The sequence below is a fragment of the Pelomonas aquatica genome (genome assembly GCF_026712205.1).
In the GTDB taxonomy this organism is placed as follows: Bacteria; Pseudomonadota; Gammaproteobacteria; order Burkholderiales; family Burkholderiaceae_C; genus Pelomonas; species Pelomonas aquatica.
On record NZ_JAPPUW010000015.1, the window covers coordinates 25,595 to 49,803 of the forward strand.

The 24,209-nt window shown below is 70.6% G+C and carries 22 protein-coding genes; 18 read left to right on the plus strand and 4 right to left on the minus strand.

Annotated elements, in window-relative coordinates; all coding sequences use genetic code 11:
- Positions 1-110 precede the first annotated feature (110 nt).
- The 11 genes from NYP07_RS16325 to NYP07_RS16375 all read left to right on the plus strand — a co-directional run bounded on the left by NYP07_RS16325 (position 111) and on the right by NYP07_RS16375 (position 12,185).
- Positions 111-2,375 (plus strand): hybrid sensor histidine kinase/response regulator, encoded by a 2,265-nt coding sequence (locus tag NYP07_RS16325; RefSeq protein WP_268152277.1) that lies wholly within the window; start codon positions 111-113, stop codon positions 2,373-2,375.
- A complete protein-coding gene (locus tag NYP07_RS16330) occupies positions 2,375-4,390 on the plus strand; it encodes an ATP-binding response regulator (RefSeq protein ID WP_268152279.1) in 2,016 nt (671 codons plus the stop codon). Before NYP07_RS16325 ends, NYP07_RS16330 begins: the two co-directional genes overlap by 1 nt.
- Positions 4,387-5,490 carry an HD-GYP domain-containing protein gene (locus NYP07_RS16335; RefSeq protein WP_268152281.1) on the plus strand — a complete coding sequence of 368 codons (1,104 nt, stop codon included), beginning with the start codon at positions 4,387-4,389 and terminating at the stop codon, positions 5,488-5,490. Before NYP07_RS16330 ends, NYP07_RS16335 begins: the two co-directional genes overlap by 4 nt.
- Before the next feature lie 24 nt (positions 5,491-5,514).
- Positions 5,515-6,255 carry a sulfurtransferase gene (locus NYP07_RS16340; RefSeq protein ID WP_268152283.1) on the plus strand — a complete coding sequence of 247 codons (741 nt, stop codon included), beginning with the start codon at positions 5,515-5,517 and terminating at the stop codon, positions 6,253-6,255.
- Positions 6,252-7,208, plus strand: a complete 957-nt coding sequence (locus tag NYP07_RS16345; protein ID WP_268152285.1) for an alpha/beta fold hydrolase — start codon at positions 6,252-6,254, stop codon at positions 7,206-7,208. The genes NYP07_RS16340 and NYP07_RS16345 overlap by 4 nt, the downstream gene beginning before the upstream one ends.
- A gap of 23 nt (positions 7,209-7,231) precedes the next feature.
- On the plus strand, positions 7,232-8,020 hold the full coding sequence (locus tag NYP07_RS16350) for an ABC transporter substrate-binding protein (RefSeq protein ID WP_268152287.1): 789 nt from the start codon (positions 7,232-7,234) through the stop codon (positions 8,018-8,020).
- Positions 8,020-8,796, plus strand: a complete 777-nt coding sequence (locus tag NYP07_RS16355) for a transporter substrate-binding domain-containing protein (RefSeq protein ID WP_268152289.1) — start codon at positions 8,020-8,022, stop codon at positions 8,794-8,796. Before NYP07_RS16350 ends, NYP07_RS16355 begins: the two co-directional genes overlap by 1 nt.
- 15 nt (positions 8,797-8,811) lie before the next feature.
- A complete protein-coding gene (locus tag NYP07_RS16360) occupies positions 8,812-9,504 on the plus strand; it encodes an ABC transporter permease (RefSeq protein ID WP_276597426.1) in 693 nt (230 codons plus the stop codon).
- The gene (locus tag NYP07_RS16365) at positions 9,501-10,187 is read left to right on the plus strand and encodes an ABC transporter permease (RefSeq protein ID WP_268152291.1); all 687 of its coding nucleotides are present in this window, start codon (positions 9,501-9,503) and stop codon (positions 10,185-10,187) included. The genes NYP07_RS16360 and NYP07_RS16365 overlap by 4 nt, the downstream gene beginning before the upstream one ends.
- A 106-nt stretch (positions 10,188-10,293) precedes the next feature.
- On the plus strand, positions 10,294-11,409 hold the full coding sequence (locus NYP07_RS16370) for a succinylglutamate desuccinylase/aspartoacylase family protein (RefSeq protein WP_268152293.1): 1,116 nt from the start codon (positions 10,294-10,296) through the stop codon (positions 11,407-11,409).
- Complete coding sequence (locus NYP07_RS16375) at positions 11,406-12,185, plus strand: ABC transporter ATP-binding protein (RefSeq protein ID WP_276597428.1); 780 nt, start codon at positions 11,406-11,408, stop codon at positions 12,183-12,185. The genes NYP07_RS16370 and NYP07_RS16375 overlap by 4 nt, the downstream gene beginning before the upstream one ends.
- Here the strand turns inward: NYP07_RS16375 and NYP07_RS16380 are convergent.
- The 3 genes from NYP07_RS16380 to NYP07_RS16390 all read right to left on the minus strand — a co-directional run bounded on the left by NYP07_RS16380 (position 12,178) and on the right by NYP07_RS16390 (position 15,376).
- Positions 12,178-12,576 carry a VOC family protein gene (locus NYP07_RS16380; RefSeq protein WP_268152450.1) on the minus strand — a complete coding sequence of 133 codons (399 nt, stop codon included), beginning with the start codon at positions 12,574-12,576 and terminating at the stop codon, positions 12,178-12,180. The two genes, NYP07_RS16375 and NYP07_RS16380, sit on opposite strands and share 8 nt — an antisense overlap.
- A gap of 2 nt (positions 12,577-12,578) precedes the next feature.
- Positions 12,579-14,636: a M3 family metallopeptidase gene (locus NYP07_RS16385; protein ID WP_268152296.1), complete on the minus strand. Its 2,058-nt coding sequence runs from the start codon at positions 14,634-14,636 to the stop codon at positions 12,579-12,581.
- Positions 14,637-14,713: 77 nt separating this feature from the next.
- Positions 14,714-15,376, minus strand: coding sequence for a hypothetical protein (locus tag NYP07_RS16390; protein ID WP_268152298.1), 663 nt, complete (start codon positions 15,374-15,376; stop codon positions 14,714-14,716).
- Positions 15,377-15,481: 105 nt separating this feature from the next.
- On the opposite strand from NYP07_RS16390, the gene NYP07_RS16395 reads away from it, so the two are divergent.
- The 3 genes from NYP07_RS16395 to argG all read left to right on the plus strand — a co-directional run bounded on the left by NYP07_RS16395 (position 15,482) and on the right by argG (position 17,701).
- Complete coding sequence (locus NYP07_RS16395) at positions 15,482-16,042, plus strand: YaeQ family protein (RefSeq protein WP_268152300.1); 561 nt, start codon at positions 15,482-15,484, stop codon at positions 16,040-16,042.
- A gap of 71 nt (positions 16,043-16,113) precedes the next feature.
- On the plus strand, positions 16,114-16,377 hold the full coding sequence (locus NYP07_RS16400) for a GNAT family N-acetyltransferase (RefSeq protein WP_268152302.1): 264 nt from the start codon (positions 16,114-16,116) through the stop codon (positions 16,375-16,377).
- Positions 16,378-16,384: 7 nt separating this feature from the next.
- Positions 16,385-17,701 (plus strand): argininosuccinate synthase, encoded by a 1,317-nt coding sequence (gene argG, locus NYP07_RS16405; RefSeq protein ID WP_268152304.1) that lies wholly within the window; start codon positions 16,385-16,387, stop codon positions 17,699-17,701.
- Positions 17,702-17,858: 157 nt separating this feature from the next.
- Here the strand turns inward: argG and murB are convergent, their stop codons facing one another.
- A complete protein-coding gene (gene murB / locus NYP07_RS16410) occupies positions 17,859-18,932 on the minus strand; it encodes a UDP-N-acetylmuramate dehydrogenase (RefSeq protein WP_268152306.1) in 1,074 nt (357 codons plus the stop codon).
- Between the two features lie 74 nt (positions 18,933-19,006).
- On the opposite strand from murB, the gene NYP07_RS16415 reads away from it, so the two are divergent.
- The 4 genes from NYP07_RS16415 (at position 19,007) to NYP07_RS16430 (ending at position 24,136) form a co-directional block, all read left to right on the plus strand.
- Positions 19,007-19,495, plus strand: coding sequence for a YajQ family cyclic di-GMP-binding protein (locus NYP07_RS16415; protein ID WP_268152308.1), 489 nt, complete (start codon positions 19,007-19,009; stop codon positions 19,493-19,495).
- 2 nt (positions 19,496-19,497) lie between these two features.
- On the plus strand, positions 19,498-20,148 hold the full coding sequence (locus tag NYP07_RS16420) for a retropepsin-like aspartic protease family protein (RefSeq protein ID WP_268152310.1): 651 nt from the start codon (positions 19,498-19,500) through the stop codon (positions 20,146-20,148).
- 54 nt (positions 20,149-20,202) lie between these two features.
- Positions 20,203-23,010: an XrtA/PEP-CTERM system TPR-repeat protein PrsT gene (gene prsT / locus NYP07_RS16425; RefSeq protein ID WP_268152312.1), complete on the plus strand. Its 2,808-nt coding sequence runs from the start codon at positions 20,203-20,205 to the stop codon at positions 23,008-23,010.
- 166 nt (positions 23,011-23,176) lie between these two features.
- Positions 23,177-24,136 carry a PEP-CTERM sorting domain-containing protein gene (locus NYP07_RS16430; RefSeq protein ID WP_268152314.1) on the plus strand — a complete coding sequence of 320 codons (960 nt, stop codon included), beginning with the start codon at positions 23,177-23,179 and terminating at the stop codon, positions 24,134-24,136.
- The last annotated feature ends 73 nt before the right edge of the window (positions 24,137-24,209 follow it).

The window sequence follows — 24,209 nt, forward strand, 5'->3', positions numbered from 1 at the left end:
CCGCACACCAGGAGCCGGCCGGTGGTTTTCCCCAGGGCGCAGCCGTGCAATCCGTCGCGCATCGGCGTCGCCTCGCACGCCCATAATCGACCGGCACGACGCTACCGCCCATGCCCCAGCGCACGCTCACGCTCGGTCTCCTCTGGCTTGCCATGGCGGCGCTGCTGGCGCTGCTGGCCCTGCTGCTGAGCCTGCGCGGCAGCGGCGGCGGCCTGGCCCTCGACGCCGCGCTGGCTCTCGACCTGGCCCTGCTGCCGCTGCCGCTGCTGTGCGCCGTCGCGCTGCGCCGCCACGAGGCGGCCCAGGCCCTGGCCCGGACCCGCTTCCTGGCCCGGATCAACCACCAGATCCGCACGCCGATGAACGCGATCATGGGCATGACCCAGCTCGCGCTGCAGACGCCGTTGAGCCCCGAGCAGCGCGAGCTGCTGACCCGGGCCGACGCCGCCTCGCGCGGCCTGCTCGGCATCGTCGGCGACGCGCTGGACGTGGCCCGGATCGAGGCCGGCCAGCTGGAGATCGCGGCCCTGCCGCTGCGGCTGGAGGAAGTCGTGGCCCAGGCCATCGAGCCGGTGCGGCGCATGCACGACAACCCGTCCGTCGCCCTCATCTGCGACTGGGCCGACGCCAGCCTGCTGGGCGAGCGCGGCCAGCTGCGCGGCGACGCGCAGCGCCTGCAGCAGGTGCTCGTCAAGCTGCTGTCCAACGCGCTCAGGTTCACGCCGTCGGGCCAGGTCTCGCTGCGCCTGGCCGCCGGGCCGACCGACGCCTCGGGACGCGTGCCCCTCGCCATTGCCGTCAGCGACAGCGGCGTGGGCATGAGCGCCGAGCAGGTCGCCGGGCTGCTGCAGGGCCACGGCGACGCGGGCCTCGGCCTCGCCGTCACGCGCCACCTCGTCGAGCTGATGGGCGGCAGCCTGGCCCTGCAGAGCGCGCCCGGGCGCGGCAGCGCCGTCGAGATCCGCCTGGCCCTGCCGCTGGAGGCCGGCAGCGCGCCGGCGCCGCTGCCGGCCCGGCGCGTGCTGATCGCCCAGGCCTGCGCCGGCGGCCGCGCGGCCACGCTGGCCCTGCTGCGCCATCTCGGCCTGGGCGACGAGCTGGCCGCGAGCGCCGACGTCGCCGGCACGCTGGCCGCGCTGGACGGGGCCCGCCGGGCCGGCAACGCCTTCGACTGGCTGCTGCTGGACTGGCAGCTGCCCGGCCCCGGCCCGACCGGTGCCGAGCTGCTCGCCCAGCTGCGCCGCGAACACCCGGCGCTGCGCGTCGCCGTGCTGAGCCCGCCCGGCCAGCCCGGCCAGCCCGACGGCCCGGCCCAGGCGCGCGCCTTCGGCGCCCGCGCGCTGTGCCCCGAGCCGCCGCTGCCCGGCGAACTGCGCCGCCTGTTCGGCGACGCCGCCGCCGAGCGCAGCGCCCCGGCCGACGGCCAGGCCCTGGCCGGGCTGCGCGTGCTGCTCGTCGAGGACCACCCCGTCAACCAGGAGATCGCGCTGCGCCTGCTCGGCAGCCGCGGCGCCCGGGTCGACGTGGCCGGCAACGGCCAGGAGGGGCTGGAGCGCCTGGTGGCACACGGCCCTGCGGCCTACGACCTCGTGCTGATGGACCTGCAGATGCCCGTGCTCGACGGCCTCGGCGCCACCCGGCGGCTGCGCAAGCTGGCCGGCTTCGAGGCCCTGCCCGTGCTGGCGATGACGGCCCATGCGCTGCCCGAGGAGCGCGCCGAATGCCTGGCCGCCGGCATGCAGGGCCATATCGCCAAGCCGCTGGACGTGGCCCGGCTGGTGCGCGAGCTGCAGCGCTACCTGCCGCCCCCGCCGCCGCCGCAGGCGCCCGCCCGCTTGCTGGACATGGGCGTCGGCCTGCGCCAGTTCGGCGGCCAGACGGCGCTGTACCGCCGCACGCTGCAGAGCTTTGCCGGCCAGTACGCCGACGGCCTCGCGGCCTGGTCAGGCTGGCTGGCCGGCGGCGAATGGGGCGAGCTGCGCCGCGCCGCCCACACGCTGCAGGGCCTGGCGGCCACGCTGGGTGCCCAGCCGCTGCACCGCCTGGCACTGGCCCTGGAGCGCAGCGCGCTGGAAGCCGACGCGGCGGCGGCCGGCAGCCAGTTGGGCCGCGTGGAGGCCGCGCTGGCCGCGCTGCTCGGCGACATCCGCGCGGTGCTGGCCCGCGACGACGACGGCGCCGCAGCGTCCGCCGGCGGGCCGGGCGACCTGGCTGAACTGCGCCGGCTGCTCAGCCAGAGCGACAGCCGCGCCCTCGACTGGTGGCAGGCCCACGGCGCACACAGCGGCCTGGACGCCGCCACCATGCAGCGCCTGGAGCAAGCTCTGGCCGTGCTGGACTTCGACGCCGCCGCCGCGCTGCTGGAAGCCGCCTGATGGCCGACGCCACCTTCGTCGTGCTGGGGCCGGTCGGCACCCGCTGGCTGTTCGCGCTGGTCGCCGCGTCGGTGCTGGGCCTCTGGGGCGGCGAGACGCTGCTGGGCGTCATCGATGCCAACGACCGCATCGGCTACCCCGTCCTGGCCCTGGCCTTCTCGGCGCTGGCCGCGCTGGTCTGGCGCCGGCCCCGGCAGCTGCCGCTCTGGCAGCGCTGCGGCATCACCTTGCTGGCCCTGTACTTCAGCCTCGACATGCTGGCCTTCACGCTGCGGCCCGACCCCGGCCCCAGCCTCTACACGCTGGGCAGCTTCGCGCCGTGGACGCTGGGCGGCTGCCTGCTGCTGTTCATGACCTGGCCGGCCGGCCGGGCCATGCGCGTCTGCCTGGCCCTGCTGGCGCTGATGCTGGCGCCGCCCACGCTGCTGCGCTTTGCCGGGCAGCCGCCGCAATGGCTGCTGGCCGCCTGGCCGCTGCTGGTCAACCTGGCACTGTGCCAGCTGATGTTCTGCCTGGCGCTGTGGGGCCTGTCGCGCCAGCTCGGCCGGCTGACCCGGCTGGCCCCGGTGGCGCCCGGCCCGGCCACGGCGGACGACCTCGTCAACGCCCGCCTGGCCGAGCTGGAGCGCTCGCGCGCCGCGGCCGAGGCGGCCTCGCGGGCCAAGTCCGATTTCCTCGCCAACATCGGCCACGAGATCCGCACGCCGATGAACACCGTGCTGGGCCAGACGCGGCTGATGCTGGGCGGGCGGCTGACGGCCGAGCAGCGCGGCCAGCTGCAGCAGGTGGCGCGCGCCGGCGAGGCCCTCGTCAAGCTCATCGACGGCCTGCTCGACTACGCCGACCTCGACGCCGGCCGCATGCAGCTGGCCGCCGAACCGCTGCGCCTGGAGCAGTTGCTGGGCAGCGCCTTCGATGCGGTGCGGCCGGCGGCCCAGGCCAAGCAGCTCGAACTGCTGTGCGAGATCGCCGCGCCCGAGCTGCTGGGCGCCGCGGGCTGCCGGCGCGGCGATGCGGTGCGGCTGACCCAGCTCATCACCGAACTCCTCGTCAACGCCGTCAAGTTCACGCCCGCCGGCCATGTGAAGCTGACCGCGGCGCTGGACGCCGACGGCGCCTGGCGGCTGCGCGTGCGCGACAGCGGCGTGGGCCTGGCGCCCGAGCAGCTGGCGCGGCTGTTCACGCCCTTCGCGCAGGCCGAGGCCGGCCCGACGCGGCGCTTCGGCGGCGCCGGCCTGGGCCTGGCCATCTGCCGCGCGCTGGCCGAGCGCATGGGCGGCTCGCTGACCGCGCGCAGCACCCCCGGCCGCGGCAGCGAGTTCGAGCTGCTGCTGCCGCTGCCCCCCTGCGACGAGCCGGCGCCGCCTCCCGTCGCCACGCCGCGCAGCGTGGTGCTCGTGCAGGCCGCCCAGAGCGCCGGCCACGCGGCCCTGCTGGGCCTCGTGCAGGCGCTGGCCCCGGCCGCCCGCGTCGAGGTGCTGGCCCAGGGCAGCCAGGCGCTGGCCCGGCTGGCCGCCACGCCGGCCGGCCCGCCGCACGACCTGCTGCTCGTCGACTGGGTGCTGCCCGACATGGAGGGCGGCGAACTGCTGGCCCGGCTGGCCGAGACCGGCCCGCCACGGGCGCGCCGCATCGTGCTGCTGAGCGCCTTCGACACGCCGGTGCTGCGCGAGCGCGCGCTGCGCCACGGCGCCCACGCCCTGTGCGCCAAGCCGCTGCTGCCGCACACGCTGCGCCGCCTGCTCGACCTGGAGCGCCCGCTGCCGGCCGAGGCGCCGGCCCGGCCGGCCGGGGCCGTGGCGAGCGACGCCGACCCGGCCACGCTGATCAGCGAACTCGACACCCTGCTCGGCGAGGCCGACAGCCATGCGCTGACGCTGTGGGAGCGGCACGAATCCGCCTTCATCGAGATGCTGCCGGCCCGGCGCGCCAAGGCCCTGGCCGGCGCGATGCAGCGTTTCGACTTCGACGCGGCCCAGGCCGCGCTGCGCGGCGCGCCCGAGGACAAGCCATGACGCTGCCCGAGCCCCTCGCCGCCCGCCAAGCCACCATCCTCGTCGTGGACGACACGCCGGCCAATCTGACGCTGCTGGCCCAGGTGCTCAAGCCCGACTACCGCGTGCAACTGGCCGTCAGTGGCGCCAAGGCGCTGGAGATCTGCGGCCGCCAGCCGCCCGACCTCATCGTGCTCGACGTGATGATGCCGGAGCTGGACGGCTACGAGGTCTGCCGCCGCCTGAAGGCCGACCCGGCCACGCGCCGCGTGCCGGTCATCTTCCTGACCGCGCTGCCGCGGCCCGAGGACGAAAGCGCCGGCTTCGAGGCCGGCGGCGCCGACTTCATCCACAAGCCCTTCAACCCGGCCACGGTGCGGGCGCGCGTGCGCACCCATCTGCAGCTCAAGCAGGCCGAGGACCGCCTGCTGCACCACAACGCCCAGCTCAGCGGCGAGCTGCAGGCGCGCCGGCGCGAGGTCGAGCGGCTGCGCGACACCACCCTCTTCGTCATGGTCAGCCTGGCCGAGTTCCGCGACGCCGACACCGGCAACCACATCCAGCGCACCCAGGAATACGTGCGCACGCTGGCGCGCTGGATCGCGGCCCAGCCCGGTGGCCCGGCCGAGCTGACCGAGGACGCCATCGACGAACTCGCCAAGGCCGCGCCGCTGCACGACATCGGCAAGGTCGCCATCCCCGACGGCATCCTGCTCAAGCCCGGCCGGCTCTCGCCCGAGGAATGGCAGATCATGAAGACGCATGCCGAGCACGGCGCCGACCTGCTGCAGCGTGCCATCGACCGCCTCGGCGACGACGCCGGCCCGATGCTGAGCTTCGGCAAGCAGATCGCCCGCCACCACCACGAGAAATGGGACGGCAGCGGCTACCCTGACGGCCTGGCCGGCGAGGCCATCCCGCTTGCCGCCCGGCTGATGGCCGTGGCCGATGTCTACGACGCACTGATCAGCATGCGGCCCTACAAGCAGGCCATGAGCCACGACGAGGCCCTGGCCTTCATCCGCGACGGCAGCGGCAGCCACTTCGACCCGCACGTCGTCGCGGCGCTGGAGGCCTGCCTTGACGAGGTCCGCGCGATCGCGTCGCGCTGGTCCGACTGACGGGCCGCCGATAATCGGCGCCCCATGCCCACCGCCGCCATCCTCAACATCTCCTGCTACCTCTTCGTGTCGCTGCAAGACACCGCGGCGCTGCGCGAGCGCCTGCATGCGCGCGCCGACAGCCTCGGCCTCAAGGGCACGGTGCTGATCGCCGAGGAGGGCATCAACCTCTTCCTGGCCGGCCCGGCCGACGCCGTGAACGCCTGGGTCAACGAGCTGCGCGCCGACCCGCGCTTCGCCGCGCTGACGCCCAAGCTGAGCTGGAGCGCGGCCCAGCCCTTCCGGCGCCTCAAGGTCAAGGTCAAGCCCGAGATCATCCGCATGAACCGGCCCGCCGTCCGCCCCGACCAGGCGCCCCGCGCGCCGGCGCTGGCGCCCGCGACGCTGGCGCGCTGGCTGGGCCAGGGCCACGACGACGACGGCCGCGAGGTCGTCATGCTGGACACGCGCAACAGCTTCGAAGTGGACTTCGGCGCCTTCGACGACGCCATCGACTGGCGGCTGCACAAGTTCAGCGACTTCCCCGCCGCGCTGGCCGCCCACCGCGACGAACTGGCCGGCAAGACCGTCGTCAGCTACTGCACCGGCGGCATCCGCTGCGAGAAGGCGGCCATGGTGCTGGAGGCCGAGGGGCTGACCGCCTGGCAGCTCGACGGCGGCATCCTGAAGTATTTCGAGGACACCGGCGGGCCTCACTACCACGGAGGCTGCTTCGTCTTCGACGAGCGCGAGTCGCTGGCCCCGGACCTGAGTCCCGTCGAGTGAGCAGCCGGTTTTCAGATTTCGCGCTCAAGGCCTTCGGCATCCTGCTGATGCTGGCGGCGCTGGGCTTCGCCGTCAGCAAGGCGCCGGACCGCTCGCTGGACAGCCTGGTGCCGCGCTGGGCGCCGCCGCCGTCCGACTTCCTCGACCTCGACGGCCAGCTCGTGCACTACCGCGACCAGGGCCCGGCCAGCGACCCGGTGCCGCTGGTGCTCATCCACGGCACCAGCGCCAGCCTGCACACCTGGGAGGGCTGGGCGACGGCGCTGGCGCAGACGCACCGCGTCGTCAGCTTCGACCTGCCGGGTTTCGGCCTCACCGGGCCGAACGCCGACGGCGACTACCGCGACGCCCGCTACGTCGACTTCGTGCGCAGGCTGCTGGCGCGCCTGGGCGTGGCGCGGGCCGTCGTGGCCGGCAACTCGCTGGGCGGCGAGATCGCCTGGCAACTGGCCCTGGCCGACCCGGCCCGCGTGGCCGGCCTCGTCCTCATCGATTCGGCCGGCCACGACTTCGTGCCCGAGTCCCTGCCCCTCGGTTTCCGCATCGCCCGCATCCCGGTGCTGCGCCAAGGCATGCGCTGGGTGCTGCCGCGGCGCGCCATCGAGGCCAGCGTGCTCGACGTCTACGGCGACCCCAGCCACGTCAGCGCCGCCCTGGTGGACCGCTACTACGAGCTGACGTTGCGCGAAGGCAACCGCGTCGCGCTGATGCAGCGCATGGACCAGCTCGCGCCCGGCCCGGTCGAGCGCCTGCCCGGGATCAAGGTGCCGACGCTGATCCTCTGGGGCGGCCGGGACCGCCTGATCCCGCTGCGCTGGGGCGAGGCCTTCCACCAGGCCATTGCCGGCAGCCAATTGGTGGTTTTCCCGAAGCTCGGCCATGTGCCGCAGGAGGAAGACCCGGCTGCTACCCTTGCGGCCTTGCGCGACTGGCTACCTCAGGTCGCCCGCTGAACCCTGTCCCCACGAGGCACGACATGAAAAAACGCATCCTGCTCGCCCTGTCCCTGGCGGCGGCCGCCTCCCTCGCCCAGGCCCAGGCGCCCGAGTGGAAGAAGCTGCGCATCGGCGTCGAAGGCGCCTACCCGCCCTTCTCCGAGATCGGCCCCGACGGCAAGCTCAAGGGCTTCGAGATCGAACTGGTGCAGGCCTACTGCGCCGAAATGAAGGCGCAGTGCACGCTGGTGCAGCAGGACTTCGACGGCCTGATCCCCGCGCTGCAGTCGCGCAAGGTGGACGCCATCTTCGCCAGCGTCTCCATCACCGACGAGCGCCAGAAGGTCATCGGCTTCTCCAAGCCCTACTACAACACCCCGGCCCGCCTGATCGCCAAGGCCGGCGTGAAGCTGGAGGCCACGGCCGCCGGCCTGAAGGGCAGGAAGATCGGCGTGCAGCGCGGCACGACGCACGAGACCTATGCCGCCGGCCATTTCACGCAGAGCGAGATCGTGCGCTACGGCAGCCAGGACCAGGTCTTCCTGGACCTGAAGAGCGGCCGCATCGACGCCACGCTGATGGACGCGCCGGCCGGCGACTTCGGCTTCCTGAAGAAGCCCGAAGGCAAGGGCTATGCCTTCTCCGGCGGCCCCGTGATGGACGAGAAGATCTTCGGCGTGGGCACCGGCGTGGGCATGCGCAAGGCCGACGAGGCGACGCTGGGCAGAAAGTTCAACGCCGCCATCGACGCGGTGCAGGCCAACGGCACGTTCAAGAAGCTGGCCGACAAATACTTCGACTACGACATCGCCCCCCGCACCAAGCAGTGATGCGACGCCGCACCGCACTGGCAGCAACGCTGGCGCTGCCCGGCGCCGTGCGCGCCCTGCCGCCGGCGCGTCTGCACATCGGCTTCGCCGTCGGCTACGCGCCCTTCAGCGAGGTCGGCAGCGACGGCGAACTGCAGGGCTTCGAGATCGACCTGGCCAAGGCCCTGTGCGAACGCCTGCACGCCCGTTGCCTGCCGGTCATCCTGGACTTCGACGGCCTGATCCCGGCGCTGCTGTCGCGCAAGATCGACGCCATCATGGCCTCGATGGCGGTCACGGCCGCGCGCGAGCAGGTCATCGCGTTCTCGGCGCCCTACTACTACTCGCCGGCCCGCCTGGTCGCGGCCCATGATTCGCGGCTCAACGTCAGCCCCTCGGGGCTGCGCGGCAAGCGCATCGGCGTCGAGCGCGGCACGGTGCACGAACGCTTCCTCGCCGAGGTGTTCAAGGACAGCCAGATCGTGCGCTACGGCACCCAGGACCAGGTCTTCCTGGACCTGAAATCGGGCCGCCTCGACGCCGCGCTGGCCGATGCCGTCATCGCGAATTTCGGCTTCCTGAACAAGCCCGAAGGCCGCGGCTTCGGCTTCGTCGGCCCCGACTTCCGCGAGCCGCAATACTTCGGCAAGGGCATAGGCATCGGCCTGCGCAAGGTCGACGCCCCCGGCCTGGGCCGGCAGTTCGACCAGGCGCTGGCCGCGCTGCGCGGCAGCGGCGCGCTCAAGGCCCTGAACGACCGCTATTTCAGCCTCGACCTCGTCAGCCCGCCGCGCTGACTCATCCTCATCCCCATGTTGCTGCACGGTTTTCTCCCCAGCCTGATCGAAGGCGCCTCCGTCACGCTGTCCGTGGCCCTGTCGTCGCTGGCCGTGGCCGCGGCGCTGGGCCTGGCCGGCGCGCTGGCCAAGCAGTCGCGCTCGCGTCTGCTGCAGGCCATCGCCGGCACCTACACCACGCTGATCCGCGGCGTGCCCGACCTGGTGCTGATGCTGCTGGTGTTCTACGGCGGGCAGATCGCCGTGAACGCCGTCGCGCCCCTGCTCGGGCACGAGGACTACGTCGACATCGACCCCTTCTTCGCCGGCGTGCTGACCATCGGCTTCATCTTCGGCGCCTACCTGACCGAGGCCTTCCGCGGCGCCTTCCTGGCCGTGCCGCCGGGCCAGCGCGAGGCCGGGCTGGCCTACGGCATGTCGCCGCTGCAGGTGCTGCGCCGCATCACGCTGCCGCAGATGCTCAGGCATGCGCTGCCCGGCATCTCCAACAACTGGCTGGTGCTCATCAAGAGCACCGCCATCGTGTCGCTGATCGGCCTGTCGGACCTGATGACCCGCGGCAAGCAGGCCGCCGGCACCACGCGCGAACCCTTCACCTTCTTCCTGGCCGTGGGCATGATCTATCTGGTGTTCACCAGCGTCTCCGAGCTGTTCTTCGCCTGGGCGCAGCGGCGCCTGGCCATCGGCGCGCGGGAGGGGCGACTGTGAACTTTGATGCCATTGCGGAAAACCTGCCGCTGTATCTGGGCGGGCTGCTCGTCACGCTGAAGCTGCTGCTGCTGTCGCTGGCCGCCGGCATGGCGCTGGCGCTGCCGCTGGCCGTCGTGCGCACGGTGTTCAAGGGCTGGCCGTCGCGCCTGGTCTGGGTCTACACCTATGCCTTCCGCGGCACGCCGATGCTGGTGCAGCTCTTCCTCATCTACTACGGGCTGGCGCAGTTCGACGCGGTGCGCGACAGCTGGGCCTGGCCGTGGCTGTCGTCGGCCACCTTCTGCGCCTGGCTGACCTTCACGCTGAACACGGCCGCCTACACGACCGAGATCATCGCCGGCAGCATCCGCGCTCTGCCCGCCGGCGAGATCGAGGCCGCCAAGGCGCTGGGCATGAGCCGCGGGCAGATGCTGCGCCGCATCGTGCTGCCCGCCGCGCTGCGCCGCGCGCTGCCGGCCTATGGCAACGAGGCCATCTTCATGCTGCACGGCACCTCGCTGGCCAGCACGGTCACGCTGGTCGACACGACCGGCGCGGCCCAGATGGTCTATGCCAAGTTCTACCTGCCCTTCGAGGCCTTCATCACCGCCGGTGCGTTCTACCTCGTGCTGACGCTCAGCCTGGTCGGTCTGTTCCGCTGGGCCGAAACTCGCTGGCTGAAACCCATGATGGCGCGCTGAATGAAATTCAAAGCCAACCACAGAGACACAGAGGCACTGAGCAAGCACGGAGATGACATTTCTCTGTGCCTCTGTGCCTCTGTGGTTGCATTTCCGGATTCGTGACATGCAAATCGTCCGCCACGCTCTCCTCTCCCCCGCCCCGGGCACCCAGCGCGAACTGGTCTCCCTGCACTATGGCCAGGCAGGCGGCCAGAAGGCCTATGTCCAGGCCTCGCTGCATGGCGACGAACTGCCCGGCATGCTGGTGGCCCACCATCTGCGCCAGCAGCTCGACGCACTGGAGGCCGCCGGCCGGATCAGCGGCGAGATCGTCCTCGTGCCCATGGCCAACCCCATCGGCCTGAGCCAGTTCCTGCTGCATGCCCACCTCGGCCGCTTCGAGCTGATGTCGGGCGAGAACTTCAACCGCCATTACCCGGACCACGTCGACGCCGTCGCCGCCAGCGTCGAGCCGCAGCTGGGCGCCGACGCGGCGGCCAATGTCGCCATCCTGCGCCGTGCGCTGAAGGCGGCCGTGCTGGCCACGCCGGTCGACACCGAGCTGCAGTCGCTGCGGCGCACGCTGATGGGCCTGTCCTGCGATGCCGACATCGTGCTGGACCTGCACTGCGACGCCCAGGCCGTCATGCACCTCTACGCCGAGACGCCCTGCTGGCCCGACTGCGAGCCGCTGGCGCGCTTTCTCGGCGCGCGCCTGACGCTGCTGGCCCAGGACTCCGGCGACAGCCCCTTCGACGAGGCCTGCTCCCGGGTCTGGTGGAAGTGGGGCCGGCATTTCGGCGGCCGCTTCCCAATCCCGCAGGCCTGCCTGTCGGCCACGGTCGAACTGCGCGGCGCGACCGACGTGACGCACGAGCTGGCCGCGGCCGATGCCGGCAACATCGTCGACTTCCTGCGCTGGCGCGGCCTGATCTCGGGCGACAGGCCGGCACTGCCCGGCGCCGTGGGCGATGCCCGCCCGCTGGCCGGCAGCATGCCGATCCAGGCGCCGCTGCCGGGCGCGCTGGTCTTCCTGAAGGAGATCGGCAGCGAGGTCCAGGCCGGCGACGTGCTGGCCCATGTCATCGACCCCGTCACCGCCCAGGTCACCGAACTGAAAAGCCCCGTGGACGGCCTGCTGTTCGCGCGCGATTTCCTGCGCTTCGCCAATGCCGGCATGCGCGTCGCCAAGGTCGCCGGCCGCGAAGCGCTGCGCAGCGGCAAGCTGCTCGGAGCATGAAGACGATGAACGATATCCAGCTGCAAGCCACCAACATCCACAAGCGCTTCGGCGAGCGCGAGGTGCTCAAGGGCATCTCGTTCAGCGCGCAGCGCGGCGACGTCGTCACGCTGATCGGCTCCTCGGGCTCGGGCAAGAGCACGCTGCTGCGCTGCCTGAACCTGCTGGAGCAGCCCCACGAGGGCGAGCTGAGCCTGGGCGGCGAGGCGCTCAAGCTCGTGCGCGACCGCGACGGCAGCCTGAAGGCCGCCGACGCGCATCAGCTGCAGCGCTGGCGCGCACGCCTGGCCATGGTGTTCCAGAACTTCAATCTGTGGGCCCATATGACGGTGCTGGAGAACGTCATCGAGGCGCCCATCCATGTGCTCGGCAAGCCCCGGGCCGAGGCCGTCGAGCGCGCACAGGCGCTGCTGGCCCGCGTGGGCGTCTCGCACCGCGCCAAGGTCTACCCGGCCCAGCTGTCGGGCGGCGAGCAGCAGCGCGTGGCCATCGCCCGCGCGCTGGCCGTCGACCCCGAGGTCATGCTGTTCGACGAGCCCACGTCGGCACTGGACCCGGAGCTCGTCGGCGAGGTGCTCAAGGTCATGCGCGACCTGGCCGCCGAGGGCCGCACGATGATCGTCGTGACCCACGAGATGGGCTTCGCCCGCGAGGTCTCCAACCGCTGCCTGTTCCTGCACCAGGGCAAGGTCGAGGAAGAGGGCAACCCGAAGGAGATGCTGCTGAAGCCGCAGTGCGAGCGGCTGCAGCAGTTCCTCTCCGGAGGGCTCAAGTAGCGGCCTTGCAGACGGCTTCGAGATGGTGACCGTCGGCGTCAACCACGAAGGCGGCGTAGTAGTCGGGCCCGTAATGCGGCCGAAGGTCCGGGCCACCGTTGTCTCGGCCGCCTGCTGCGACGGCCGCCGCGTGGAAGGCAGCCACTGCGGCACGCGACGGCGCAGCAAAGGCGATATGAAAACCCGGGCAGCTCAGCGATGCGGAGCGTACGACCTGCTTGAGCGCCAGCTGGTCGCCGCCACCCGACAGCCCATAGCCGACGGCCTGGCCGGTCTCGCCCGGCCGCAGGTCGCTCCAGACCCGCACATAGCCGAGCGGCGCAAGCGCCGTGTCGTAGAAGCGGGCCGCCGCCTCGATGTCGGCCACGCCCAGCGACAGATGGTGGAGCATGCTCACGCTAGCAGCCCCCGTTCCTCCAGCATCGGCTCAACGATCGGATCACGGCCACGGAAGGCGCGGAATGCCGCGCCGGGCTCGCAGCTATTGCCGCTCGAATAGATGCACTCGCGCAGCCGCGCCGCGACCGCCGGGTCGAAGACGTTGCCGGCCTCGACGAAGGCGCCGAAGGCGTCGCAGTCCAGCACCTCGGCCCACAGGTAGACGTAATAGCCCGCCGCGTAGCCGGCGCTGCTGAACAGGTGCTGGAAGTGGGTCAGCCGGTGGTTCATGCCGACCTCGGCGGGCAGGCCCCAGGCCGCGACGGTGGCGGCCTCGAAGGCCACCACGTCGGCGGGCGCGGCCGGCAGCGCATGGGCCGCCATGTCGACGATGGCGCTGGCCGTGTAGCGCAGCGTCTCGTAGCCCTGGCCGAACTGGCGCGCGGCCTGCAGCCTGGCCAGCAGCGCGTCGGGCAGGGGCTCGCCGGTCCGCCAGTGGCGGGCGAATTTCTTCAGCACCTCGGGCTCGGCCATCCAGTGCTCGAAGAGCTGGGAGGGCAGCTCGACGAAGTCGCGCAGCACCTGGGTGCCGGCCAGGCGCTCGTGCTCGACGTTGCTCAGCAGGCCGTGCAGGCCGTGGCCGAACTCGTGGAAGAGCGTGCGCACATCGTCGAAGCTCAGCAGCGTCGGCTCGCCTTCACCTGATCCACCGCCGCGCGCGAAGTTGTTGTTGTTCAGGATGACCGGCGTGGCGCCGAGGGCGCGGCTCTGGTTGCGCAGCGCGTTCATCCACGCGCCGCTGCGCTTGGCGGGCCGCGCGAAGTTGTCCTGCAGGAAGAGGCCGCTCAAGCGACCGTCGGCATCGAAGACCTCCCAGGCACGCACGTCGGCGTGGTAGCCCCGGATGTCGGGCCTGGCCTTGAACTGCAGGCCAAACAGGCGGCCGGCGCAGTCGAACATCGCAGCCACCATGCGGTGCAGCGGGAAATAGGGCTTGACCTCGGCCTCGTCCAGCTCGAAGCGGGCGCGCCTGGCCTGCTCCGCATAGAAGCGCCAGTCCCAGGGCTCCAGCGCATGGCTGGCGCCGGCCGCGGCCATCGCGCCGAGCACGGCCTCGCGCTCGCACTGCAGCGCGGCCAGCGCCGGATGCCAGACGCGCTCCAGCAGCCCCATGACGGCGGCCTGGCTGCGCGCCATCGTGTCTTCCAGCGCGTAGTCGGCATAGCAGGGGTGGCCGTGCAGGCGGGCCTGCTCGGCGCGCAATTCGAGGATCTCGCGGCAGATGGCGCGGTTGTCGGTGTCTCCCGTGTCGTCGCCCCGGCCGACCCAGGCGCGCCAGGCCTGCTCGCGCAGGTCGCGCCGCGCGCTGAAGCTCAGGAAGGGCAGGATCAGCGAGCGCGACAAGGTGATGACGTGGACGCCCTCATGCGCCAGCCCACGGTCGAGAGCGTCCTGGCGGGCCGCCGCGCGCACGAAGTCCGGCAGGCCGGCCAGTTCCTCGGTCGTCGTGAGCTTCAGCTGGTAGCCGCTCTCGGCGCCGAGCACGTTCTGCGCGAAGCGGGTGTTCAGCTCCGCGAGCCGCGCCATCACGGCGGCGCAGCGCTCGCGGGCCGCCGGCGCGAGGCGCGCGCCGGCGCGCACGAAGTCCAGGTGCAGGCGCTCCAGCAGGCGGCGCTGCTCGGGCGTCAGGCCCAGGCTCTCGCGCCGCTCGAACAGCGCGTCGATGCGGGCGAACAGGCCCTGGTGCATGTAGACGGCGCTGCCGTGCTCGGCCAGCGGCGCGGCCAGCGCGCGCTGCACGGCCTGCAGGGCCGGCGACGTGGCCGACGCGGCCAGCGTGTAGAAGAGATGCTCCAGCCGGGCCAGCAGCCGGCCGCTGGCGTCGAAGGCGGCCACGGTGTTCGCGAAGCTCGGCGCCCCGGCTTGGCGCGCGATGGCGTCGATCTCCGCGCGGTGCCCGGCCAGAGCGGCCTCGAAGGCGGGCGGGAAATGCTCGGGCGCGATGGCGCCGAAATCGGGCAGGCCGTGGGCCTGGGGCCAGGTCTGCAGCAGCGGGTTGCCGAGGGTGTTCATGGGGATCTCCCGGAAACAAAACGGGCCGCTCCCTGGTGGGGAGGCGGCCCGTCGAGGGGGTCAGCGGATCGTGGCGATCACTTGCCGGCGGCGGCCTTCTCCTTGCGGATGGCCTTCTCGTCGTTCTCGTCGTAGGCCTTGTTCTGGCACTCGGCCTTCCACTTGTCGTTGGCGTCGAAGTGCTTCTCGGTGCGGTCCTCGATGGCCTTGTACTGCGCGTCCAGCGCATCGACCTTCGCGCTGAATGCCTTGCGCTTGACGCCCTGCTCGGCATCGGCGGCCTTCACGGCGTCGACCATCGTGCCGAAGGCGGTCGTGCGGGCCGTGTAGGCCTCGTTGCGCGCCTTGAGCTCGGCCTTCTCGAGCTTGGGGGCCTCGGCCGTCAGCGCCTCGTGGGCCTTCAGGATGCCTTCCTTCTCGGCCTTCAGGGCGTCGACCTGCTTGCCCAGCGCCGCCTCGCCGGCCTCGATGGTGGCCTTCTCGGCCTTGAGCTGATCGGCATTGGCCTTGTAGGAGTTCTGCTCCGCCTTGATGGCCTCGGCCTCCTTGCCGTTGGCCTCCTGCTGGTCGATGCAGGCGCGCAGTTCGTCGCGCGTCATCAGCTTGGGCTTGGGTTTCTCCACGACCGGGTTGGCGACCTTGTTGTTCTTCGGGTCGACCTTGGCCTTGGTGTTGGTGGCGATCTGCGCCTGGGCGGACACGGCAAGGACCAGGGCCAGCGGGAGAAGGATGCGTTTCATGTCGAGGGCGCAACACGGGGTTGCGAAGGTTCAGAACGGGAGCCGGCATGATGCCACGAGGCTTCGCCGCGATAATCGCGGGCTGCCCTTCGTTACGACCTCCGCATGGCGCTCAAAGCCACCATCTACAAAGCCCAGCTCCAGATCGCAGACATGGACCGCCACGTCTATGGCGACCACAACCTCACGCTTGCCTGCCACCCCAGCGAGACCGAGGAGCGGCTGATGATCCGCGTGCTGGCCTTCGCGCTCAACGTGCCGGCCGACGAGCTGCGCGGCCGCCTGGAGTTCACCAAAGGCCTGTCCGACGTCGACGAGCCCGACCTCTGGCAGCTGGACCTGACCGGCGACGTCGTGCACTGGATCGACCTCGGCCAGCCCGACGACCGTCGCCTGATGAAGGCCCACGGCCGCAGCGAGCGCGTCAGCGTCTACAGCTTTGCGTCCAGCACCGAGGTCTGGTGGCGCAACCTGGAGAACAAGCTGACGCGGGCGCCCAGGCTCGCCGTCTGGCAGATTCCGGCCGAGCAGTCCCAGGCCCTGGCCGCGCTGGCCGAGCGCAGCATGCAGCTGCAGATCAGCATCCAGGACGGCAGCGTCTATGTGTCCACCGCCAACGCGTCGGTCGAGATCCACCCCGTCGCACTGAAGACGCCCGCCGAATGAGCCCCGCACGGCCGCCCGAAGGGGCTCAACTCCCGCTTGGCGGGACAGCGCGCAGCGCGAAGGGTGCACCATTGCTGCCCCAGCACGAACCCGAGCAGCGGCGCTTCACGCTGGCCACCACGCCGCCGAGCGTGCTCGACTACGAGCTCGCACCGGGCCGCGTCGTCTTCACCCACACCGGCGTGCCCGACGCCTACCGCGGCCGGGGCCTGGCCGCGCAGCTCGTCGAGGCCGGCCTGCGCTGGGCCCGCGAGCAGGGGCTGAAGGTCGTGCCGGCCTGCAGCTATGTCGCCGTTTTCCTCCAGCGCCATCCCGAATGGCGCGATCTTTCGTGAGTCATCCATGAGCACCATCCTGCAATCCGTCCCCGTCGGCCAGAAGGTCGGCATCGCCTTCTCCGGTGGCCTCGACACCTCCGCCGCCCTGCACTGGATGAAGCTGAAGGGCGCCCTGCCCTATGCCTACACGGCCAACCTCGGCCAGCCCGACGAGCCGGACTACGACGAGATCCCGCGCAAGGCCATGCTCTACGGCGCCGAGAAGGCCGTGCTGGTGGACTGCCGTGCGCAGCTGGTGCACGAAGGCATCGCCGCGCTGCAGGCCGGCGCCTTCCACATCAGCACGGCCGGCGTGACCTACTTCAACACGACGCCCATCGGCCGCGCCGTGACCGGCACGATGCTGGTCGCAGCGATGCAGGCCGACGGCGTCAACATCTGGGGCGACGGCAGCACCTTCAAGGGCAATGACATCGAGCGCTTCTACCGCTACGGCCTGCTCACCAACCCGGCGCTGAAGATCTACAAGCCCTGGCTGGACCAGACCTTCATCGACGAGCTGGGCGGCCGCGCCGAGATGTCGGCCTTCATGACAGAGAAGGGCTTCGCCTACAAGATGAGCGCGGAGAAGGCCTACTCGACCGACTCCAACATGCTGGGCGCCACGCATGAGGCCAAGGACCTGGAGCATCTGAACAGCGGCATCAAGATCGTCAATCCCATCATGGGCGCGGCCTTCTGGCGCGACGACGTCGCCATCCAGGCCGAGACCGTGACGGTGCGCTTCGAGGAAGGCATGCCGGTCGCGCTGAACGGCGTCGAGTACCGCGACCCGGTCGCGCTGCTGGCCGAGGCCAACAGGATCGGCGGCCGCCACGGCCTGGGCATGAGCGACCAGATCGAGAACCGCATCATCGAGGCCAAGAGCCGCGGCATCTACGAGGCCCCGGGCCTGGCGCTGCTGCACATCGCCTACGAGCGCCTCGTCACCGGCATCCACAACGAGGACACCATCGAGCAGTACCGCATCAACGGCATGAAGCTCGGCCGCCTGCTCTACCAGGGCCGCTGGTTCGACCCCCAGGCCATCATGCTGCGCGAAGCCGCCCAGCGCTGGGTGGCGCGCGCCGTGACCGGCGAAGTGGCCCTCGAACTGCGCCGCGGCAACGACTATTCGCTGCTGGACACCCAGAGCCCCAACCTGACCTATGCGCCCGAGCGCCTGTCGATGGAAAAGGTGGAAGACGCCCCCTTCAGCCCGGCCGACCGCATCGGCCAGCTGACGATGCGCAACCTCGACATCAGCGACACGCGCGGCAAGCTGGGCGTCTACACCGGCGTCGGCCTGCTGGCCGGCGGCGGCCTGCCCAGGCTGGAGTAAACGCGCGCGGCACTGGCCAGTCTCCATTGAATACTGTATAAATCAACAGTATTCAATGAATGGAGACCGGCCATGTACAGCCAATACCGCCAGAACTACGTCCCCGGCCGCCCGCTGCCCCAGTGGCTGCAGCGGCTGCTGAGATGGCTCTGAGGGCTCAGACCACCACCGGCTCCGGCTCCAGCCGGATGCCGAAGCGCCCGTAGACGCTCTCCTGGATGGCCCGCGCCAGCGTGACGACCTCGGCGCCGCGCGCGTCGGCCTTGTTCACGAGCACCAGGGCCTGCTTCTCGTAGACCGCGGCGCCGCCCACGGCCTTGCCCTTCCAGCCGCAGGCATCGATCATCCAGCCGGCCGCCAGCTTCACGCTGCCGTCCGGCATGGGGTAGTGCACGATGCCGGGGTCGCGGCCGATGATGTCCTTGCACTGCTCGGCCGTGACGACCGGGTTCTTGAAGAAGCTGCCCGCATTGCCGATGACGGCCGGGTCGGGCAGCTTGGCCCGGCGCACCGCGCAGATCCAGTCGAAGATCTGGCGTGCATCGGGCGCCGCGATGCCCGTCTCGGCCATCTTGCGCTCGATCTCGAGATAACCCAGCACCGGCCGCCAGGGCCTGGGCAGCCTCAGCCTCACCTTGGTGATGACGCTCTTGCCGGCCAGGCCGCCGAAGTCGCCGTGCTTGAAGACGCTGTCGCGGTAGCCGAAGCGGCAGACCTGCGCCGGCAGCAGCGCCGGCCTGCCGGTGACGAGGTCCATCACCTCCACCGCCTCCAGCCTGTCCTTGAGCTCGATGCCGTAGGCACCGATGTTCTGCACCGGTGCCGCCCCCACGGTGCCGGGGATCAGCGCCATGTTTTCCAGCCCCGGGTAGCCCTGGTCCAGCGTCCAGCAGACCAGGTCGTGCCAGACGACGCCGGCGCCGGCCTCGACGATCCAGGCGTCGTCGCGCGCCTCCAACAGCCGGATGCCGGCGATTTCCACCTTCAGCACGACGGCGTCGATGTCCTTCGTCAGCACGAGGTTGCTGCCGCCGCCGAGCACGAACTTGGGCGCCCGGCCCAGCTCCGGGTGGTCGACGACGCGGCGCACGTCTGCCGCCTCGCGGATGCGCACCAGGCGGCGGGCGACGGCCGGCAGCGCGAAGGTGTTGTAGGGCTTGAGATTGACGTCGGTCTCGATGGCAAGACTGGCGGGCACTCTGTTCGAGGGGGGATGGGCACTGGCAGACATGGGACACTTTTGGGCGCCTTGCGCGGCGCGCAAGCGGCAAAATTTTCGCAGACCCTCACATCCCCCGAATTCACATGCCCAGCTTCGACACCGTTCTCGAACCCGACCACGTCAAGATCCGCAATGGCGTGGACAACAGCATCAAGGAAATCGGCACCCGCTTCGACTTCAAGGGCACGGGCGCCAAGGTCGAGCTCAAGGACAAGGAAATCCACGCCACCGGCGACAGCGAGTTCCAGCTGGAACAGATCGAGGCCGTGCTGTACGCCAAGCTGACCAAGCAGGACGTCGTCATCAGCTTCCTCGACAAGCAGGACAAGGTCGAGAAGCTCGGCGGCGACAAGGTACGCCAGGTCTACAAGATCAAGGAAGGCATCGAGGCCGCGCTGGCCAAGAAGATCGTGAACTCGCTGAAGGAAAGCAAGCTCAAGGTTCAGGCCAGCATCCAGGGCGACGCCGTGCGCGTGACCGGCAAGAACCGCGACGATCTGCAGGTGGCCATCGCCCACCTGAAGAAAAGCTTCAGCGACACGCCGCTGACCTACAACAACTTCCGCGACTGAACATGCCCCGCCTCGCGCTCCGGGCCTTGCTGCTGGGCCTGACCCTGCCGGTCCTGGCCGGGGCCCAGCCCACGCAGGTGCAGCTCAACGGCATGCTCGGCGCGCGCGCGGCCCTGCTGCTCATCGACGGCGAGCCGCATACGCTGGCGGTCGGCACCTCGGCCAACGGCGTCAAGCTCGTTGCGCTGGAGGACGGCAGCGCCATCGTCGAGTTCGGCGGCCGGCGCCAGAGCCTGACCCTCGGCGCCGCGCCGGGACGCATCGGCCCGCAGAAACCGCTGCAGTCCCGCCAGATCGTGCTGTCGGCAGGCCCGGGCGGGCACTTCACGACGATGGGCGCGATCAACGGCCACGCGACGAGCTTCCTGGTCGACACCGGCGCGACCAGCGTCGCAATCGGCCAGATCGAAGCCGAGAAACTCGGGCTGCGCTACCTCGCCGGCAGACGCGTCGTCACGCAGACGGCCAACGGCCCCGCTCCGGCCTACCAGATCCTGATCGGCAGCCTGCGCGTCGGCGAGGTCGAGGTGCGCGATGTCGAGGCCATCGTCATCCCCGGGCTGCTGGGCCAGGTGCTGCTCGGCAACAGCTTCCTGAACCGTTTCCAGATGCGGCGCGAGAACGATGTCATGACGCTGGAGCTGCGCTACTGAACGTCCCGCGGGCGTCTGCAAGAATCGGCCGCCCACCTCCGCCGGCCCGCCCCGATGACCCGTCACCCCGTCTTGCTCTCCGGCCTGCTGGCCGCCCTGCTGGTCGTCACGACGCCCGCCGCCCAGGCCCAGGACACGGCCAAGGCCTCGCGCTTCTACGAGGACGCGCTGCAGCGCTACGAGAAGCGCGACATCGCCGGCGCCATCATCCAGCTGAAGAACGCGCTGCAGGCCGACAAGACCCAGTTGCCGGTGCATGTGCTGCTCGGCAAGGCCCTGCTGGCGGACAGCCAGCCCGCGGCCGCCGAATTCGAGCTCGGCGAGGCCCTGCGCCTGGGCGTCAACCGCGCCGAGGTCGCCGTTGCGCTGGCCATGGCCCTGGATGCCCAGGGCAAGCAGCCCGACATGCTGGACGACCCGCGCCTGCAGCCCGCCGGCCTGCCGCCGTTCATCCAGACGCAACTGCTGCTGGAACGCTCGCTGGCCCAGTCCGACCTGGGCGACGGCAAGGCTGCCCTCGCCTCCGTGATGGCGGCGCGCGCACTCGATCCGGGCGACGCGAACACCTGGGTCGCCGAGGTGCCGCTGCGCATTCGCAGCCGCCAGTTCGCCGAGGCCATGGCCGCGGCCGACCAGGCCCTCAAGCTCGCGCCCGACAACGGCGAAGCCCTCTACCAGAAGGCCTCGATCCACCACGCCAACGGCCAGATCGCCCAGGCCCTGGCCGGCCATGACCAGGCCCTCAAGGCCGAGCCCAGGCATGCCGAAGCCCACCTGGCGCGCGCCGGTCTGCTCGTCGACCTGAACCGCGACGCGGAGGCGCTGGCCGAGGTGAACAAGCTGCAGGCCCTCAGGCCCAACGACCCGCGCGGAGCCTACCTGCGCGCGGTGCTGGCCGAACGCGCCGGCGATGCCTCGGCCGCCAAGGCTTCGCTGAAGAAGATCACTGGCCTGCTGGACCCGGTTCCCATCGAGTACATCCGCTACCGCACCCAGTTGCTGATGCTCAACGGCCTGGCCCACTACAGCCTGGGCGAGCCGGAGAAGTCCAAGCCCTTCCTGGAGATGGCCGCGCGCCAGCGGCCCGGCAGCCCGCTGGTCAAGCTGCTGGCCCAGATCGCACTGGCCGAGCCCAACGTCAACCGCGCCATCGATCTGCTGGACGGCTATGTCAAGGCCCAGCCCGGCGACAGCCAGGCGCTGCTGATGCTGGCCTCGGCCTATATGAGCCAGGGCCGCCATGCCCGCGCCGTGCAGCTAATGCAGGACGCACTCAAGGCCAGGGATTCCGCCGACTACCGCACGGCGCTCGGCCTGTCGTTGCTGCAGTCCGGCCAGGCCCCGATGGCCGAGGAGCAGCTGGCCAAGGCCTACAAGGCCGATCCCAAGCAGACCTACGCCGGCCTGGCTCTCATCACCGTCTACCTGCGCGACAAGCAGATCGCCAAGGCGCAGGCCGTGGCCGACACGCTGGCCCGCACCAACCCCAACAACGCCACCGTGCTGATGGTGCAGGCCTACGCCAAGACCCAGGCCAGAGACTACGCCGGCGGCCGCGCCGGCTACGAGAGGGCCCTCAAGCTCGACCCCAGCCAGCTGGAGGCCAAGCTGGGCCTGGCGCGCATCGACGCCGTCAGCGGCAACTTCGAGGCCGCCGGCACGCGGCTGAAGACGGCGCTGAAGGACGACGAGCGCAACACCGCCCTGCTCTTCGAGCTGGCCCTGCTGCACGAGCTCTGGGGCAGGGACGACGAGGCGCTGAAGTGGCTGGAGAGCAGTGCGTCCGCCAGCGGGCCGCGTGAAACCCGCGCCAACTTCGCCCTCGTCGCCTGGCATCTGCGCAAGGGCAAGCCCGCCCGCGCCGTCGAAGCCGCCAAGGTGCTGCTGTCCAAGCTGCCGGACGATGTCGAGGCCCTGCAGGCCTATGCGGCGGCCCAGCTCGCCAACGGCGACACCGCCGGCGCCAGGAGCACGCTGACCAATGCCGCGCGCCGCGCCGCGTTCGACGCGCCGCGCCTCGTCGAGGTTGCTCGCCAGCAGGTCATCGCCCAGGATCTGAAGGGCGCCGCCTACACGCTGGAAAAGGCCCTCAACGGCTCGCCCAACAACCCGGCCGCCATCGGCATGATGTCCAGCGTCGAGCTGGCCCAGGGCAACATCGCCCAGGCCGAGCGGCGCGCCAGACAGGTCGTCGAGGCCAGTCCCAAGTCGGCCCTCGGCTACAACCTGCTCGCCGAGGTCGCCACGCGCCGCGGCCAGAACGCCGCCGCGCTGGACGCGCTGCGCAAGGCGCATGACATCGAGAAATCATCCTTGACGCTGGTGCGGCTGATGCGTACCCAGGCGGCGCAGGGCAGCCAGAAGGCGGCCATCGAATCGGGCGAGGCCTGGCTCCTGAAAAACCCGGCCGATGCCGCCGTGCGCGGCACGATGGCCGAGCTGCTGGTGCGCTCGCGGGACTTCGCCGCCGCCCGCAGGCAGTACGAAGCCATCCTGAAGGACAGCCCCACCGATGCCGGCGCTTTGAACAACCTGGCCAACGTCCTGATTGAGCTGAAGGATCCCGGCGCCGTCGACATCGCCGAGCGGGCCCTGAAGACCGACCCGCGCAACCCCGTTTTGCTCGATACCGCCGGCTGGGCCAGCCACCGCGCCGGCAGGGCCGACCGGGCCTTGCAGCTGATGCGCGATGCCCGCCTGCGTGCGCCGGACAACCCCGACATCCGCTACCACCTGGCCGCCGTGCTGGCCCAGGCCGGCCGCAAGGCCGAGGCGCGCGACGAACTCACTGCCGCGCTGCGCACCGGCGCGACATTTGCCACGGCGGCGGACGCCAGGCAATTGCTCTCCACCCTCAACTGAGGGGGCGCTCCGCCTTGGCGGTCTGACGGGGCTTCTTACAATTTCCCGGACAGGGGTGGTGGGGTTTAGGCAAACCGTTGACCGGCAAGGAATTTCTGGCATTGCATCGAGTTTGCTATCGATTCCCGAAGCCCCGCGCCGAAGGGCAAGAATCGAAGGAACAGAGATGACGATCCGGAATATCCGTTGGAGCTTGATGACCCTGGGTGCTACAGCGGCACTGGCGTCGACGAGCGCCCACGCCGTATGGACCTTCGATACGTCGGGCAACAACGGCACTTCGACCAATACTGGCACCTACTCCTATGTCGGCGCATCGGGTGACCCGAGTGTTTCGCTGAGCGGTGTCTACGCCGCCAACAACGCCAGTAGCGTTGTGACTGGCAACTGGTCGAACGCCTCGACCGCCAACGGTTCCGCCAACCCGGTTTCGTTTGGCAGCTATGGCATCGGCATGCAGTCCGATGGCACCAATGCGCCCAATCACGCACTGGACAATGTCGGCAACACCGAAGCCATCCTGCTTTCATTCGGTTCCAGCGTGGTGCTGAACAGCATCGGCTTGGGATACACATCCCGTGGCAAATGCTCGAATGGGACCACGCTGGCCAACAACGCCACCTGCCCGACGGGCACCACCCTGTTGGCGGATACGCCCACCACGGCCAACCCGACGATCAAGGTGGATACGTCGGTGTTCCGCTGGACTGGCACTGCCGCGCCGCCGTCGCTGGCCGGGGTCTCCGCGACGACCATGGCGGGCTGGGAACTGGTCGGCAACTACGGCGACATGGTGGTCGCCACCAGCAATCCCTACAACCTCGTGAATTCGTCCGGCAAGGCGTCCAGCTGGTGGTTGATCAGCGCCTACAACTCCGGTTTTGCGCAGACGGCCAACAGCTCGACCAGCATCGCGACCGAAAATCGCGGCATCAGCACGCCCGGCAACGACTACTTCAAGCTCTACGCCGTGGCCGGCAGCAAGTGCACGGGCACCGTCAACACCCAGGGCGTTTGCGGTGGCTCCACCACCAAGGTTCCCGAGCCCGCCACGCTGGCGCTGACCAGCGCTGCGCTGATCGGCCTGGCTGGCCTGCGTCGCCGCAAGGCCGGGCACCTCGTCTGACAGCCCAGGGGCTCGGTTCGAAAAGGCACTCCACGGAGTGCCTTTTTGCTTCCTGGCCCCTGCTCGCTGCACT